Genomic DNA, 15,298 nt, shown 5'->3' with positions numbered 1-15,298 from the left:
CACCGCCTGTTCCGCCCCGGCCCACCCGACCACACCCCACCCCGCATCCCCGGGATCAACGCCCCCACCCGGCCAAGAACAGCCACCCCGGGCGAACCCGTACCGACTCCCGCCCATCGGAAGGCAACACGGAGGCACGCCACGGGCCGCCTACGGAAAACCCAGCAGGCCACGTGCACGGCGACAACCTGGACCCGACGCCCCCAGCCCGTGATCCACCGGGAGAACAGCGCACAGAGGAAGCCATCCAGCCTGGCTACGAACTCGAACCGCGTGCGCTCGGGCGTCCCCCACCGTTACCGCCCAGGACGCCGGGGCGGCGAGGTCCGGCCGTTCCAGAAGCCGATGCCACGTGCCGCCTACTGCTCGCCCTGGATTCCCTCGATAAGGTTCTCCAACGCCCGATCGGGAGATCGCGCCAGCAACATGACGCTGTCCATCCCCAGGTAGACGGCGCCGTCTGCGGCAATACCCAGGTATTGGTTGCGGCGAAAGGCATCGCCGATGGGGTAGAGGTAGACTCCGGCCTCCTCACTCAGCACATCGAAGATTTCCTCGTCCCACTTGGCCACGGTTGGGTCGAGCCGAAACGGCGAACGGGCCATATTCTTGCCCGGCCCTTCCTGGTTGATCTCCAGCCCGCCGAACTCGGTGAGAAACAGCCGAGCCGCCTCGTGCATCTCGAAATCGCCGGACTCACGCAGAACGTTTTCCCACTCCGTGGTTGTCACCGACCGGCCGGGAAACCAGCCCGCATCCCGCAACACCTGCTCGGTCAAGGTGGACCATCGCTGCTGGCCTTCGTTACTCACTCTAGGTTACCGCCGTGATTCCGAATTGATCGAGAACATGCTGACACGAATTGCAGGGGGGTTTCGGCGTGCCGTGCGCCGGGTTGCCTGGTGCTCGAACGTTCACAGCGGCCATGGCACCACCGCGTGGATCGACCCCAGCATGCAGCGCGTTCGACAGTGCTTCCGCTTCACCGCACCGACCATGCTGGTTGCCCGGTGCCCGTTGCTCTGCCGGCACCCGATCGTAGGCGGCTTGGACATCCGGGTGCAGGTCGGGGTGGTCTCCGCCGCCCTTGACGCTCGCGCCGCTGAAGGTGCCCTGGTGGCCCGGAACCGAGAGTCCGGCTGCGCTGGTCGGTCTGGTGTGCTTGTTCGCGCCCGGTCGGGCTTGTTCGACATCGGCCCAGTTGCGTGCGGCCTGAAGGGCCTGCTCGCAGTCGGGCGCGAGGCCGAGCGGGTCCAGGGCCGTGAACGGATTCGGCACGTAGGCCCGTGGATTGGGGCCCGCGGCGAGGCCCAGCGGATCCACGGATGCGTACTGGCCGGTCTCCGGGTCGTAGTGGCGGTGGTAGTTGTAGTTCAGGCCCGTCTCAGGATCGTGGTACTGGCCCGGGAACCGGAGGGGGCAGTAAGCGCGATCCGACTCGGGGGCAGTACTCAGTGCCGCTCCCCAGACCGTGGTGCGGAGGTACCAGGCCAGTTCGCCCTGCTCGTCGATCAGTTCGGCGGGGGTGCCGACCAAGTCGGTGACGATGGAGTAGAACTGCTCGTCGATCCACTCTTGCGGGCGGTCGCGCGGGGCGACGCGCTCGATCTGGGTGACGGGGCTGAACCGGTCGCGTTCCCAGTCCCAGACGGTGCACCGCAGTGTCTCGTCGCCCGAGAGCGTGAGCTGCTCGGCCGGCATGAAGCCGTCCCAGGCGAAACGGACCTCTTCCACCACGGTCTCGCCGTCCGGGCCGAGGCGTTGTTTCGCTGTCCGGCGCCCGAACGGGTCGTACCGGTATGTCCAGCGGGTGCCGTCCGGGGTGATCACCGTGACCAGCCGGTCCTGGCTGTCCCAGGTGTAGCGCCAGACGTCCGGCTTCCGTGACAGCCGCTTCTTGCGCCGCACCACGACGCGGCCCTGGGCGTCGTACTCGTAGCTGACGTTCCCGGCGGCGTGAGCCGTCCCGTTCGGGGAGGCGGGCCGCGTGGGCTGGCTGTCCTGCCATTGCCCCTGCATGAGATTGCCCGCGGCGTCGTACGCGTAGCGTTCCGTCCACGTCGCCGCCTGCACTTCGGTGACGCGCCCGGCCCGGTCGGTGGCGATGTCGCGGTCGCCGCGCAGTAGGTCGCGGATTGTGCCGATCGTGCCGTCCGACCGGTAGCCGTATGCCCTGTGCTGCACACGTCGCGGCTCTTCCAGGGCCAAGTCGGTGGTGAGCGTCTGGGTGCTGAGCCTGTCCAGGTCGTCCCAGGTCTGGGCAAGGACGGAACTTCCCGCTCGCCGTTCGACCTCCCGGCCGGCGGCGTCGTAGGCGAAGGTGACCGTCCGGCCCGCTGTGCGCAACAGCACTGGGCGGTCTCGGCCGTCGTACTCCCACAGGCTCTCGGCGCCGGAGGGTGTCACCCGTCGGACTCGCCTGCCCAGCACGTCGTACGTCGTGCGGACGGTGGCGCCGTTGCAGGTCTCGGCGAGCACTCGTCCAACCGCGTCGCGCTCGTACGTCAGCTCCACGTCTCGGCTGTGCACGTGGCGCACATTGCCGAGCGGGTCGTAGGCATAGGTGACGACGTCCTCGGGTGTGTGCTGTGCCACGATCTTGCCGAGGTGGTTTCGTACGTACCTCGTGGACTCGCCCGCGCCGTTGATCACTTCGGCGAGTCGTCCGGCCTCGTCGTGCCGGTAGCACTGAGCGCGTCCGCCGAAGTCCTCCTCGCCGGACAGTCGGCCGACCGCGTCGTAGAAGTACCTCCAGGTGGAGCCGAGTTGGTTGGTCACCGACGTCAGCCGCAGCTCGGTGTCGTAGGTGAACTCCAGCCGTGAGCCGTCCGGGTCGATCCGCGTCGCGGGCAGGTCGAAGCCGGTGTACGCGAAACGTGTCGCCCGCCCGGCGGTGTCGATGTGTTCGACGAGGTTGCCCTCCGGGTCGTAGACCCGCCGCTCGTCGGTTCCGTCGGGGAGTACGCGATGGCTGAGCTTGCCCTCGGGTGTCCACCTGTACCGCGTCTGCTGCCCGTCCGGTCCGACCTGCGCGACAAGTCTGCCGAATGCGTCGCGCTCGTACCGTGTCCGTGCTCCCTGGGCGTCGGTGGACGCCACGGGCATGCCTGCCGCGTCGGTCTCCAGCAGCACCGTTCGACCTGCGGTGTCGGTGATGGCATTGACCGTGCCGATGGTGTTGTAGCGGTACGACGTGCGGGCGCCAGTGGGAGCGGTCTCGGCAGTCAGGTTGCCGCGCGCGTCGTATTCCATCTGCCAGACGTGTCCGTCGGCTCGGGTGACCGATACGGGCAGGCCCAGCTCATTGTTCTCCGCGACCTCCTGCGAGCCGTCCGGCCGGCTGATGACGGCCGGCCATCCCCGCTCGTCGTACCTGTAACGGGTCGTCTGGCCAAGGGGATCGGTGACGGCACGCAGCCGGTCGTACCGGTCCCATTCCCGGCTGGTGTGGTGGCCGAGTGGGTCGGTTTCGGTGGTGAGTTGGTAGCTGTCGTTGAACTGGTAGACGGTGGTGTGGCCGAGGGAATCGGTGAACAGCGTGCGGTGGGTGTCGGTGTCGTAGACGATGCGGCTGCTGAGGAATCCGCCGGTGCCGTCGGTGGCGGCGCAGCGGCCTTCGTCGTCGTAGGTGTACCGGTACCAGGTGCCGTTGCGGTCCTCCCAGCCGGTGATGCGGTGACGGTCGTCGTAGCCGAACGTGTGCGGCAGGCCGGAGGAGTTGTATATCTGGGCGAGGTTGCCGTGCTCGTCGTAGCCGAAGCGCAGCAGGAGCGGCTGGTCGGGACCGTTGAGCAGGCGGTAGGCGGTGATCCGGCCCGCCTCGGTGGTGACGCCGATGCGGTAGCCGCCGTCGTGGACGACCTCGGCCGGGGCACCGCTCGCGTCGTACGTGACGCGGACAGTGTTGTTGTTGCGGTCGGTGATCGCGGTCAGGGGCAGTTCGCCGCCGAGCCTGCCGGGGACGGGGGCGAAGTGCAGGGTGCGGCCGGTCCCGGGCTGGTGGACGGTCATCGCCGTGCCGGGATCGCCGTTCCAAAACAGCCCCCAGCGGGGGCCTTCCACCGGCATGACCGGCTCATCGGGCAGGGGCCGGGGGTAGTCCAGGACCATGCCGTCCGCGGTGACGAACCGCAGCCCGGCCTCGTCCAGTACCAGCCGCTGATCGAGAGTGGACGCCCAGGACGGGCCGAACCAGGTGCCCTCGCGCAGGCTCGTGCGGTGGTGGCGCTCCAGCACCAGCGGCAGCACACCGGGAAGTTCAACGTCGACCGCCGACATGACCATCTCGCCGGTGGCCATGTCGATCGGGTCGGTCCGGCAGACCAGGTTGTCCCCGGACCGGCCCATCCGGCGCACAGCCCGCCCCATGCCCAGCACGCCCTGCCGCAGGCCGCGCATGCCCGTTGTAGCCAGGGAACGCATGCCCCGGGCGAGGCCGCCCAGCGTGGTGAGGCCCTTCATGCCCGGGATGCAGTCCAAAGCCGCGAAGGCGACATCGAGCAGTGTGGCTTGGCCTCTGGCGTACTTCACCAGGGTGTCCGCCAGCACGATCAGGGCGGCGGCCAGCACGACCCACGCCAGCGGACCGCCGATGATCATGACGACCACGCCGAGGACGGCGACGATCAGCTTGCAGACGTCCACGATGGTGTCCCAGTTGTCGCGGACCCAGTCGATCGCGCGTTCCCACCAGCGGCGGTTGTGGATCCCCGCGTCGGAGGCGGCGTCGATGTCCCGGGCGCACTCGCGGGCGGCTTCCTCCCGCATCTCCTGGGCCTGCCGCGCCAGTTCCCGCGCGGCGGCCAGGGCGTCCTCCGCCGCGGAGACCCTGCCCTGGGCGGCGGTGGCGGCCGCCTCAGCTGCCTGGTGATCCCGCACCGCCGTGCGGACATCCTCCTCCGACGGCGGCTCGGGCGTGCTCTCCCGCCTCGCCTGGTCCTGAAGCCGCTCGGCCTCGTCCCCCGCCCGGGACACCCAGTCCTGCCCATCGGCCAACTCTCCCTGCGCGGCCTGGAGATCGGCCTGGGCGGCGATCGCCCGCTCCAGAGCGCGGTCGGCCAGCGCCTGGGCGCTTTCCAGCTTCGGCCAGTAGCGTGCGAGGGCATCGGCGGCCATGTCGTAGGAGGTCTGCAGCTTGGTCAGGTTCTCCGGCACGCCGTCGAACTCGGTGCGGAACGCGTCGGCGGTCAGTCCGGCCCAGTCGAGCACGGCCCGGTCCGAGGCCATGCCCCGGATCTTCCCCAGCGCCTCACCGACGTTGTCGGCGAACTCCTGCAGCTCCTCCGCCAGCTCCCGGACCTCATCCGGCCGGCCCGGTGTGGGGTCGGAGTCCATGTCGACCGGACTCCAGTCCGAAGCACGCACCACCCACGCCCCCGATGTGATCACCCGACTACCCACGGGAATCTAGTCGTGTTTTTCCCAGGGTCGCAAGGCTGTTCAGGTGGAGAGGAGTTTGCTCATGGTCACATTCGCGGCCCGGGGCATCGAGCAGGGCCTCGGCCCACTGCGGGCCGGCGCCCGGGTGGTGCTGGAGGATCTGCCGGGGCGCGGGGACTTCAGGGCGTTTGACCCAGCGCAGGACGTGCCGCAGTGACGCGCCGTTCGCGGAGGTCACCGAACAGCGCTTCGGCCCCCAGGGGCAGACCCCGCCGTACTTCACCGAAACCGACGAGGGCATCTGCACCGTCACCGGCGAGGAGGGCAACCTGATCGCTATCCCAGCGGGTACGGGGACGGCTGCTACCCGGTGTGGATCGGGCGCGATGCACAGGGCGAAGTGACCTGCTTCGTCGCCGACATGCTCGTCCTGTCCCACGCACAGCGCGTCCCGTAGCAGACGATGCTTCCCGGGTTCGGGCCTGGACCAGCCACGTCCAGGGCAGGAGCGGGGCATGCTCCAACGCGCCGAGTGGTGAACACGGCAACGCAGGCCATGCCCGCGGCGACAGACCAAGCTGAGCAGACGATGATGGCGCCGCTTGGGCACGGAACCGAGCCAGTCTGACGCCCCCACGAGCCATAAACCGCCGTGCCCATCGATGTTTCGGCGCAGCCCGGCCGTCGTGAGCCGGAAACGTTCGGACACCGGCATAGGGTCAGCATGTCCGGTCGTACCCACCGCGGATTCGACGATTGACCGCCGCCAGGAAGGAGGGCAGAGCCGTTGATGCCTGATACCGCTGAGTACCGAGCAAGAAGAAAACAGGGCACCCTCGCACAGAAGCTTCAGTGGCTGCGTGAACTGAAGACGCCGAACGGCGAGCAGCCGCCGTCATACGACATGACGGCACGCCAGGTGTCGCAGGAGACCGGTGTCAGTATTTCTGGGCCCTGCTTCTGGGAGCTGGCGACGGGACGGACGACCAATCCGAAGCTCCACCACCTGCAGGCGCTCGCCCGGTATTTCAAGGTCCCCGTCCCCTACCTCGCTGATGAGGAGGCTGATTTCGAACAGTTGGACGCCGAACTGGAGCTGCTGCAAGCCCTCAAACAGCGGGGCGTCCGCAGCATCAAGCTCATGGGGGTCACGAACGCCCCTGCCGACCTACCCGTGATCCAGAACCTGCTCGGCAGATTGCGCATGCTGGATGGCCTCGCAGACGAGGAGGAACGCGAAACGGCTCTGCGTCTGGCCACACTCAGCACGAGCCAGCGCCAAGCCCTCCGCCAGGCCGTCGACGGCGTTGATCTGATGAGGGCACTACAGGATGAGAAAGTGCGCGAACTCATCCGGCTCGCTGCACGCCTACGCAGCGACAGTTTGCACACCGCCGCCATCACCCTAAATCAGCCTGCCGTCCTGGAGGCCCTCGAGAAGAAGGCTGTGCGTGACATCGCCGTGGCTGCCTCGGAACTGTCCGAAGCGAGCCAGCGGGCCGTCCTCTCCATGATCGAACACCTCCATCGCGTGGAGGACAGCCTCCCCAGTGACCGGTAACCGGCCCACCTTCCTTGTGCGAACGGGCGTTCCTGGTCTTCAACAACCGTCGCTGCGGCGAGAGCCCAGTCCGAGCACCTCCGAGATCAGCGCTCGAGACAGACTCGGCATCAGCCAGTGCAACGCATCGCCCACGTCGGAATGGGCGTCCTCCGCACAAAGCCGATCGAAGCGCGGTTCGACGGCCACCTCCCCCGGATCAGCGGTGAGCGGGAGAACCAGAAGCTCGCCACCGGCCATGCCCAAGCAGACCATCGCCGCGCCCGGAGCTGCCTCACCCGACTGGGTCGCCCCTCCTTGTGGCGCGCACTCTTTCTGTGTTCGGAAACTCGGCCACTGGTTCTGGGACAGCACATCATTGTTCCCGCACTCGCTCTCGGCCAGCACGGCCGCATCACTAATCTCTGGAACCGCGATCACAGCCAGCCTCCGAAACGACCGAATACGTCGACCACGTCATGAATGCATTCACTCGGCGAGAAGAAAGCGTGCCGCTCTGCCCACGCATTCCTCGTGTCACCGACCGGAGCAACGCAAGGATGCCCCGATGCGCCAGGATCCGGCCTCTGACCTCACTTCTTACCCTGCCGAGCCTCCAGCGTCAATGAGCAGCGGCGCATCCATGTTCCGGGCTCCGGGCAAATCTCACGTGGCGAGAAATCATCCGAACAGTCGACACCCATTTCTCGCCACGTGAGAAATGACCCACCGGTGGCACACCTGCGACGACGGCCGATCATGCATTATGCTGCCCCAGAAAGCCGACCCCCACTAATCGAAGCCAGGGAGAAGTGTGCGCGCTATCACCATGAAGGAGTTCGGCGGGCCCGAGGTACTTCAACTGACCGAGGTCCCGGATCCGCAGCAGCGCCCCGCTCATCATCTGATCGACGTCCATCGAGCCGGCGTGAATTACGCCGACATGCACGTGCGGAACAACGACTACATCAGCCCGGTGGAACTCCCCTACATCCCCGGCAACGAGGTGGTCGGCACCGCCGCCGACGGGCGGCGCTTCGTCGGGCTCACCCGGGGCGGAGGCTATGCCGAGAAGGCTCTCGTTCACCACCGCACGGCCTGGGCCGTCCCGGACGACATCACCGACGAGCAGGCCATCACCCTTGCTCTTCAGGGCCAGTCAGCCTGGCACCTCCTCTTCACCTCCGCCGAACTGAAGTCGGGACAGACGGTCGTGATCCCCGCCGCAGCAGGTGGAGTCGGGTCGCTCGCCGTCCAGTTGGCCAAGCAGGCCGGAGCCAAGGTCATCGCGCTCGCCAGCACGGAGGAAAAGCGCCGACTCGCCCGTGACCTCGGGGCCGATGCCGCCGTGGACTCCGGATCGGCCAACCTCACCGAAGAGATCACCGAGGGCGCCGGCGGCCCCGTGCACGTCGCCCTGGAGATGACGGGCGGCCCCGTCCTGCCCGCGATCCTCGGGGCCTTGGCGCCGCACGGCCGGCTGGTCGTCTACGGATACGCCTCCGGACAGATGTCCGACCTTCCGTCCCGGTTCCTCATTGAGAAGTCAATCACCGTCTCCGGCTTCGGGCTGCCGAACCTGTACAGCGACCGTGACGCCTTGCCGACCAGCATCGAGGCGCTGTTCGGAGCGGTCCGCGAGGGATGGCTGAAGCCGGTGACCGGCGGTGTCTACGCCCTCGGCGACGCCTCGGCCGCTCACTCGGCCATGGCCGCGCGCACGCACGTCGGGAAGCTGTCGCTGGACGCCACCCGGTGATCTAGTTTCGTAGCGCGGGGGCCAGTCCCCGCTTCGTCCACGGAACGTGTCGGGGAGCCGCGCCAGGGCGAGGGCGCGGCTCCCGCACGACAGATGGGACGTGCATGCGGATCCTGGCGCGCCGAAGTTGTCCGGCACTCGCTCGCGAGGCACCAGTCACGCCGAACGGGTGTTCCGCGTGCAGCAGGCGTTCGCCCGCCTCGGAGGCGATGTCAACCGTCCGGGCGAACTCGCCCAGGAATCCGGCCTGGACGACTCCACCGTCGTCCGCATCCTGCGATCCGGCGTCTACCAGGGCGTCTTCGAGCGCGTCGGTCACGGTCAGTACCGCCTCGGCACAAGCACCGCCCACCTCGGCCTCCAGGCACTCGCCCACGCCCCGGGTGACACTGCGCACGCGGCTCTCGAAGAGCTGCACACGTCCACCGGCCCGCCCGCGACGGCGCCGATGCTTCTCGTGGCGTGGATGCCGTTGAGTACCGACCGGCCGTAGCGGCGCTGTACGTCTACGGCCTGCGCGTTCATCGCCACCGATATCGCTCCGTCGGCGGCGCCCAGCAGGATCAGGCACGTCATCAGCGTCCAGGCCGATGTCGCCATGGGGATGAGCGCGAGCGGCACGCTGAGCACGAGGGGCGCGGACGCGGAAACCCCCTCAGTACCCCCTCAGGGTGGTTCGGGCGAGTCCCGACAACCCGTTTGACCTGGTCAAAGCAGGTGGTGGCGGACGAGTCGGCCTGTACGCCGGGTTCTGTCTCCCCGGGGCCTCGCGGTGCCGGGGGAGGCGGCCATCCATCTAGGGTCGGTGTCGCCACCGGCCTCGTGCGGTCTACCCGCGGACTCGGGCGGGCAGCCCTCGGTCGTCCGCGCAGGGTCGCCTTCCGACGGCCCCTCTTGACCTTGCTCCGGGTGGGGTTTACCGAGCCGCCCAGGTCACCCTGGGCGCTGGTGGTCTCTTACACCACCGTTTCACCCTTACCGGGTCCCATGGTGAACCCATGGCCCCGGCGGTCTGCTTTCTGTGGCACTTTCCCGTGGGTCACCCCAGGTAGGCGTTACCTACCACCCTGCCCTGTGGAGCCCGGACGTTCCTCGGCGGGATCCAGAGGATCCCGACGCGACCGCCCGGCCGGCTCGTCCGCCGTACTGGCCATCCTACCCATGGGACGCGAGGGGCCGGTGGCCAGGAAGGAGCCGGCCAGGATCAGGGTGAAGGCGGCCAGGATGGTGCCGGTCAGCGGCTCGTCGAGGAACGCGACGCCGGCCGCCACGGCCACCGCCGGGTTGACGTAGGTGAACACCATCGCCCGTGAGGTGCCGACCTCCCGGATCAGTTCGAGGAAGACCACGAAGCCGAGCGCCGTGCAGATCACCCCGAGCCCGGCCAGCGAGGCCAGCACCTCGCCCGAGGGCCACTCCCCCGGCAACGTGGCGAGGCCGGGCGGGGCGTAGACCAGCGCCGCCAGGGTCAGACAGGCGGCCGTCAGCGGGAGGGTGGGCACGTCGCGCAGGGTGCGCGCCGCGATCAGGGGGGCGCCCGCGTAGCCGAGGGCGGTCAGCAGCACCTCGGTGACCGACCAGGCGCTGCCGCCGCTGAGCTGCGGGGCGGCCAGCACCGCCACGCCCGCCAGACCGATGGCCAGGCCGGTCCAGCGGCGGGCGCCGAGTTGCTCGCGCCCGCCGGCCAGCCGGGCGAGGACCACGGCGACGACCGGGACGGCCGCGATCAGCAGGCCCGTCATGGAGCTGGACAGGCGGCGTTCGGCGTCCGAGAGCAGGAACCAGGGGCAGATGATCTCGCAGGCGGCGAACGCCACGACCGGAACGGCGTACGGCCGCAGCCGCGGCAGCTCGCGGTAGGCGAGGGGCAACAGGAGCAGGGCACCGATCGCCGTGCGGGCGAAGACGACCACCGGAACGGGCACGCCCTCGACCGCGACCTTGATCATCAGATAGGGAATGCCCCAGATGACGCTCATCAGGGCGAACAGGATCCAGCCACGCGCAGACATGGCTCCAGCATCATCCGGGACGAAGGGGCGCGTCTTGAACGCTGTTGCGGTACGCGCCCGGCGTGACGCCCAGCACGCGCCGGAACCAGCGCGTCAGATGGGCCTGATCCGCGAAGCCGACCAGCGCCGCCGCCTCGGCCGGGCGGTGGCCGGCGTCCAGCAGTCCACGCGCGCGGGTGACGCGGTACTGGGCCAGCCAGGCGTACGGCGGCATTCCCTCCGCCGCGCGGAAGGCGCGCAGCACCTGCCAGCGGGAGAGCCCGAGTCCGGCGGCGATCTCGGCCAGCGTCGGCGGCGTGCGCGGCTCGTCCGCGAGCCGGGTGCGCACGGCGCGCGCGATGGTGTGGCAGCCCGGCGCGGGGTCGGCCGGGCGGGCTCCGGCCCAGCGGCGGGCGAGGTCGGCGAAGAGGCACAGCAGCGCGGACTCGGTGCGCAGCCCGTCCTCCGCGTCGCGGTGGAGCCGGGTGAGCGCGGCGGCCAGCTCGGGGTCGTACACGACGGGGTCGGGGAACCAGGGGCGGCTCCGGACGCCCTCCGCGACCAGGTCGGGCATCGGGTAGAGCACGCGGTAGGCCATGCCGCAGGCGTCGGCCGGGCCGCCGGTGTGGGCCTCGCCGGGCTGGAGGATCACGACGGTGCCGGGGCCGGCGAGGTGGTCGGCGCCCCGGTACCGGATGCTCTCCAGTCCGGCGGTGCACGCGCCGATGGCGAATTCCTCGTGCGCGTGCGGCGCGTAACGGTGCCGGTCGAACCGGGCGGTCATCAGGTCCAGGGGACGATCGCCCGGGCCGAGGGCGATCCGCCGCCACTCGGCGTGGTCCCGTAGGGCGTTCATGCGGCCAGTATCGTCGCTGCGGGAAACGACCCGTCCGAGTGAGGAGTGACGCGAAGTGCTGGTGCTGCTGCCGCCGTCCGAGGGGAAGACCGGAGCGACGCGGGGAGCCCCGCTCGACCCGGGGGCGCTGTCGCTGCCCGCGCTGGCCCCGGCGCGCGAGCGGGTGCTGGACGAGCTGACCGCCCTGTGCGGCGGGGACCCCGCCAAGGCGCGCCAGGTGCTGGGCCTGAGCGAGGGCCTCGGCGGCGAGGTGGCGCGGAACGCGGCGCTGCGCACCGCACCGGCCCGCCCGGCCGGGCAGCTGTACACCGGAGTGCTGTACGACGCGCTCGGGCCGGCCTCGCTGAGCGCGGCGGCCCGGCGGCGGGCGCGGGAGTCGCTGCTGATCTTCTCGGGCCTGTGGGGCGCGGTGCGGATCACCGACCGGATTCCGGCCTACCGCTGCTCCGCCGGGGTGCGGCTGCCGGGGCTCGGCCCGCTGGCCGGGTTCTGGAAGGAGCCGCTGGCCGAGGCGCTGCCGGCGGCGGCCGGTGCCGGGCCGGTGCTGGACCTGCGGTCGTCGGCGTACGCGGCGATGTGGCGGCCGGCCGGCGACCTGGCGCGGCGCACGGTGACCGTGCGGGTGCTCCAGGCGCGGGTGGTGGACGGGGTGGAGAAGCGGTCGGTGGTGAGCCACTTCAACAAGGCGACCAAGGGCCGTGTGGTGCGCGCCCTGCTGGAGGCCGGCCCGCTGCCGCGCACGCCCGCGAAGCTGGCGGGGGCGGTGCGCGACCTCGGCTATGTGGTCGAGGAGGGAGCGGCCGGCCGGCTGGACATCGTCGTCACCGAGCTGTGAGCGGCGCCGTCCGCAGGTGACCGGTGTCGTTGAACCGCCGCAGCGAGGCGTTGCCGTCCGGGAAGTACGCCACCTCGGACAGGGCGGCCGGGGACAGCTCCATCCGGAACATCGACAGCGCGGACGCGCCGAGCGCCAGCCGCACCAGCGTCTTGACGGGCGTGACGTGCGAGACGACGAGCACGGTCCGGCCCGGGAAACGGGCCAGGGTCTTGTCCCGGGCCACCGCGACCCGCCGGGCGACCGCCGTGAAGCTCTCGCCGCCGCCCGTCGGTTCGGCGTCCGGGGAGGCGAGCCACGCGGCCAGGTCGCGCGGGTGCCGCTGCTGGATCTCGGCGAAGGTCAGGCCCTCCCAGGCGCCGAAGTCCGTTTCGCGGAAGCCCTCTTCGACGCGGACGTCGAGGCCGAGCCGGTCCGCGAGCGGCTGCGCGGTCTGGCGGCAGCGGGCCAGCGGCGAGGTCACAATGGCCTGCACCCCGGTGTGGGCGAGAGCTTCGGCGGCGGCCTCGGCCTGAGCCCGGCCCGTGCCGGACAGGTCGGGGTCCTCGCCGCCGCTGCCGGAGAACGCCTTCCGGGCGGTGAACGGCGTCTCGCCGTGCCGCAGCAGCAGGAACGACGTCGGCGCGCCGCTCGCCGGGCCCCAGCCCACGGCGGGCGGCAACTCCGGTGCGGCCTCGGCGACTTCCGGGGCCCCGGCGGCCTCGACCGTTTCACGGGGCGGGACTCCGGCGGCCGACCGGGCCCGCCTCGGGGTCCACGGCTCGCCGCGCTTCCCGGCGTCCATCGCCTCGTTGGCCAGCCGGTCGGCGTCCTTGTTGCGCTCCCGGGGGATCCACTCGTACGTCACGGCGCCCGGCGGGTAGACGCCCCGCGCCTCCAGGGCCAGCGGGCGCATGTCCGGGTGCTTGATCTGCCAGCGGCCCGACATCTGTTCCACGACCAGCTTGGAGTCCATCCGGACGCGCACCGCGGCACCGGGATCGACCTCGTGCGCGGCGCGCAGCCCGGCGATCAATCCCCGGTACTCCGCGACGTTGTTGGTCGCCCGGCCCACGAACTCGGCGGTCTCCGCCAGCACTTCACCGGTCGCCGCGTCGCGCACCAGGGCGCCGTACCCGGCGGGCCCCGGGTTCCCCCGGGAGCCGCCGTCCGCCTCGACGATCAGCTCACGCATCCGGGCGCTCACAGTCCCGAATCGGGGGTGCGCACCAGGATGCGGCGGCAGTTCTCGCAGCGCACCACCTCGTCGGGAGCGGCGGCGCGCACGTCGTTGACCTCGGTGATGTTCAGCTCCAGGCGGCAGCCCTCGCAGCGTCGCTGGTAGAGCTGCGCGGCGCCGACGCCGCCCTGCTGCCCGCGCAGCTTCTCGTAGAGCTTCAGCAGGTCGTCGGGGATCGTCCCGGCGATCCGGGTGCGATCGGCGCTGACCGTGCGGGTCTCGGTCTCGATGTCGCTCAGCGCGGCGTCGCGACGGGTCGCCGCGTCGATGACCTTGGCCTCCAACCCCTCCAGCTTCGCGGCCAGTTCCTTGGCGCGGGTCTCGGCGGCCTCGTGGCGTTCCATGATGTCGAGGACGACGGTCTCCAGGTCGTCCTGCCGCTTGGCGAGCGAGACGATCTCGCTCTGCAGGCTCTCCAGGTCCTTGGGGCTGGTGACCATCCCCGAGTCGAGGCGCTGCTGGTCGCGGGCGGCGCGCTGGCGCACCTGGTCGACGTCCTGCTCGGCCTTGGTCTGCTCGCGGGCGGTGTCGCTCTCCTCGGTCCGCGCCGCCACCAACAGGGCGCGCTGCTGGGCGATTTGGCTCTCCAGCTCCTGGATCTCGGCGTGCTCCGGCAGGTTTTCGCGCCGGTGTGCGAGCTGGTTCAGCCGGACGTCCAGGGCCTGGACATCGAGCAGACGGATCTGATCGGCGGGCGCGGCGTTCAGTTGGGGGCTCCTTCGCTGGTGTGGCGGGAGGGGTGATGGGTGCGCCAGGGGTCGGTCACCCGGTGGGACACGTGGGTGCGGAGTCCCCAGCCGTGCCGCTCCGAAACGGCGTCGAGCTGGGCCGCCGCCTGCTCGCACCAGGGCCACTCCGTCGCCCAGTGGGCGGCGTCGACGAGGGCGAGCGGCGAGTGCTCGCGGGCCTCGGACGCGGGGTGGTGGCGCAGGTCCGCGGTGAGGAAGGCGTCGACACCCGCCGCGCGCACCTCGGCGAACAGACTGTCGCCCGAGCCGCCGCACACGGCGACCGTGCGGACGGTCCGGCCGGGATCGCCGGCGGAACGGACGCCCTGCGCGGTGGCGGGCAGCCGTTCGGCGGCGAGCGCGGTGAACTCGGCCAGGCTCAGCGGCCGGTCGAGCTCGCACAGCCGCCCGAGGCCGCGCCGCCCGGCCCGGTCGCCGGGGTCGGGGACCAGCGGGCCGGTGACGCGCAGGTCGAGGGCGCCGGCGAGGGCGTCGGAGACGCCGGGGGCGGCGCGGTCGGCGTTGGTGTGCGCGACGTACAGGGCGACGCCGTGCCTGATCAGGGTGTGCACGACGCGGCCCTTGAACGTGTCGGCCGCGACGGAGGTGGTGCCACGCAGGTAGAGCGGGTGGTGCGTGACCAGGAGTTGGGCGCCGAGCGCCACGGCCTCGTCGGCGATCTCCTGGACCGGGTCGACGGCGAACAGCACGCGGCTCACCGTCGCCTCCGGGTCGCCGCACACCGGGCCGACCGCGTCCCACTGCTCGGCCCGCTCGCGGGGCCACAGGGTGTCGAGCGCGGAGATCACGTCGGAGAGTACGGGCACGGGCCCAGGCTACCTGCCCGGCGAGGCCCCGGACCGCCCGTGCGGGTTGTCGGGAGGCGCGCGGGGACGGGCGCGGGGACATGGGCGGTCGCGTCCTCGGTGACTTTCCGAGTGACGTACACAACTACCTCTCGTTGATCATGGGATTCGGGGAAGCGTCACCC

Annotated in this window: 14 protein-coding genes, 1 other RNA gene and 1 pseudogene; 7 read left to right on the top strand and 9 right to left on the bottom strand. The window is 70.6% G+C overall.

The features are described from left to right. Positions 1 to 359: 359 nt before the first annotated feature. Entirely contained in the window at positions 360 to 779 is a 420-nt protein-coding gene (locus OIE51_RS20990; RefSeq protein ID WP_326599287.1) for an SUKH-3 domain-containing protein, read from the bottom strand. Between the two features lie 34 nt (positions 780 to 813). Beyond that, a complete protein-coding gene (locus OIE51_RS20985; RefSeq protein ID WP_326599286.1) occupies positions 814 to 5,334 on the bottom strand; it encodes a DUF6531 domain-containing protein in 4,521 nt (1,506 codons plus the stop codon). 127 nt (positions 5,335 to 5,461) lie between these two features. On the opposite strand from OIE51_RS20985, the gene OIE51_RS20980 reads away from it, so the two are divergent. From OIE51_RS20980 to OIE51_RS20970, 3 genes are all read left to right on the top strand, one after another. After that, positions 5,462 to 5,596, top strand: coding sequence for a hypothetical protein (locus OIE51_RS20980; RefSeq protein ID WP_326599285.1), 135 nt, complete (start codon positions 5,462 to 5,464; stop codon positions 5,594 to 5,596). 84 nt (positions 5,597 to 5,680) lie between these two features. After that, a complete protein-coding gene (locus tag OIE51_RS20975; RefSeq protein ID WP_326600728.1) occupies positions 5,681 to 5,836 on the top strand; it encodes a DUF4241 domain-containing protein in 156 nt (51 codons plus the stop codon). Positions 5,837 to 6,169: 333 nt separating this feature from the next. Then, a complete protein-coding gene (locus tag OIE51_RS20970; protein ID WP_326599284.1) occupies positions 6,170 to 6,940 on the top strand; it encodes a hypothetical protein in 771 nt (256 codons plus the stop codon). Between the two features lie 39 nt (positions 6,941 to 6,979). Here OIE51_RS20970 and OIE51_RS20965 read toward each other — a convergent pair whose 3' ends face one another. Further along, positions 6,980 to 7,360 carry a hypothetical protein gene (locus OIE51_RS20965; RefSeq protein ID WP_326599283.1) on the bottom strand — a complete coding sequence of 127 codons (381 nt, stop codon included), beginning with the start codon at positions 7,358 to 7,360 and terminating at the stop codon, positions 6,980 to 6,982. A gap of 373 nt (positions 7,361 to 7,733) precedes the next feature. Here OIE51_RS20965 and OIE51_RS20960 point away from each other — a divergent pair, with 373 nt between their 5' ends. Both OIE51_RS20960 and OIE51_RS20955 read left to right on the top strand, forming a co-directional pair. After that, positions 7,734 to 8,678 (top strand): quinone oxidoreductase family protein, encoded by a 945-nt coding sequence (locus tag OIE51_RS20960; protein WP_326599282.1) that lies wholly within the window; start codon positions 7,734 to 7,736, stop codon positions 8,676 to 8,678. Between the two features lie 169 nt (positions 8,679 to 8,847). Beyond that, positions 8,848 to 9,171, top strand: a complete 324-nt coding sequence (locus OIE51_RS20955) for a hypothetical protein (protein ID WP_326599281.1) — start codon at positions 8,848 to 8,850, stop codon at positions 9,169 to 9,171. Positions 9,172 to 9,402: 231 nt separating this feature from the next. Here OIE51_RS20955 and rnpB read toward each other — a convergent pair. Further along, an RNA gene (gene rnpB / locus OIE51_RS20950) (RNase P RNA component class A) lies at positions 9,403 to 9,815 on the bottom strand. A 24-nt stretch (positions 9,816 to 9,839) separates the two neighbouring features. Here rnpB and OIE51_RS20945 point away from each other — a divergent pair. After that, positions 9,840 to 9,971 (top strand): hypothetical protein, encoded by a 132-nt coding sequence (locus tag OIE51_RS20945; protein WP_326599280.1) that lies wholly within the window; start codon positions 9,840 to 9,842, stop codon positions 9,969 to 9,971. Here OIE51_RS20945 and OIE51_RS20940 read toward each other — a convergent pair. After that, positions 9,920 to 10,627, bottom strand: a pseudogene (locus OIE51_RS20940) (DMT family transporter); the annotation flags it as partial. The gene OIE51_RS20945 and the pseudogene OIE51_RS20940 sit on opposite strands and share 52 nt — an antisense overlap. A gap of 73 nt (positions 10,628 to 10,700) precedes the next feature. Further along, on the bottom strand, positions 10,701 to 11,525 hold the full coding sequence (locus tag OIE51_RS20935) for a helix-turn-helix transcriptional regulator (RefSeq protein ID WP_326599279.1): 825 nt from the start codon (positions 11,523 to 11,525) through the stop codon (positions 10,701 to 10,703). 55 nt (positions 11,526 to 11,580) lie between these two features. On the opposite strand from OIE51_RS20935, the gene yaaA reads away from it, so the two are divergent. Then, positions 11,581 to 12,360, top strand: coding sequence for a peroxide stress protein YaaA (gene yaaA / locus OIE51_RS20930; protein ID WP_326599278.1), 780 nt, complete (start codon positions 11,581 to 11,583; stop codon positions 12,358 to 12,360). On the opposite strand, the gene OIE51_RS20925 is transcribed toward yaaA, so the two are convergent. The 3 genes from OIE51_RS20925 to OIE51_RS20915 are packed head-to-tail and all read right to left on the bottom strand — an operon-like array spanning position 12,347 to position 15,134. Further along, the gene (locus OIE51_RS20925) at positions 12,347 to 13,534 is read right to left on the bottom strand and encodes a bifunctional RNase H/acid phosphatase (RefSeq protein WP_326599277.1); all 1,188 of its coding nucleotides are present in this window, start codon (positions 13,532 to 13,534) and stop codon (positions 12,347 to 12,349) included. The two genes, yaaA and OIE51_RS20925, sit on opposite strands and share 14 nt — an antisense overlap. Before the next feature lie 8 nt (positions 13,535 to 13,542). Beyond that, positions 13,543 to 14,286 (bottom strand): zinc ribbon domain-containing protein, encoded by a 744-nt coding sequence (locus tag OIE51_RS20920; protein ID WP_326600727.1) that lies wholly within the window; start codon positions 14,284 to 14,286, stop codon positions 13,543 to 13,545. Then, positions 14,283 to 15,134: a Nif3-like dinuclear metal center hexameric protein gene (locus OIE51_RS20915; RefSeq protein ID WP_326599276.1), complete on the bottom strand. Its 852-nt coding sequence runs from the start codon at positions 15,132 to 15,134 to the stop codon at positions 14,283 to 14,285. The genes OIE51_RS20920 and OIE51_RS20915 overlap by 4 nt, the downstream gene beginning before the upstream one ends. Positions 15,135 to 15,298: the final 164 nt, after the last annotated feature.

The sequence above is a fragment of the Streptomyces sp. NBC_01803 genome, assembly GCF_035917415.1.
Taxonomy (GTDB): Bacteria; Actinomycetota; Actinomycetes; order Streptomycetales; family Streptomycetaceae; genus Streptomyces.
Note: the sequence above shows the minus strand (reverse complement) of the source record. Positions and strands in the feature narration are given on the sequence as shown.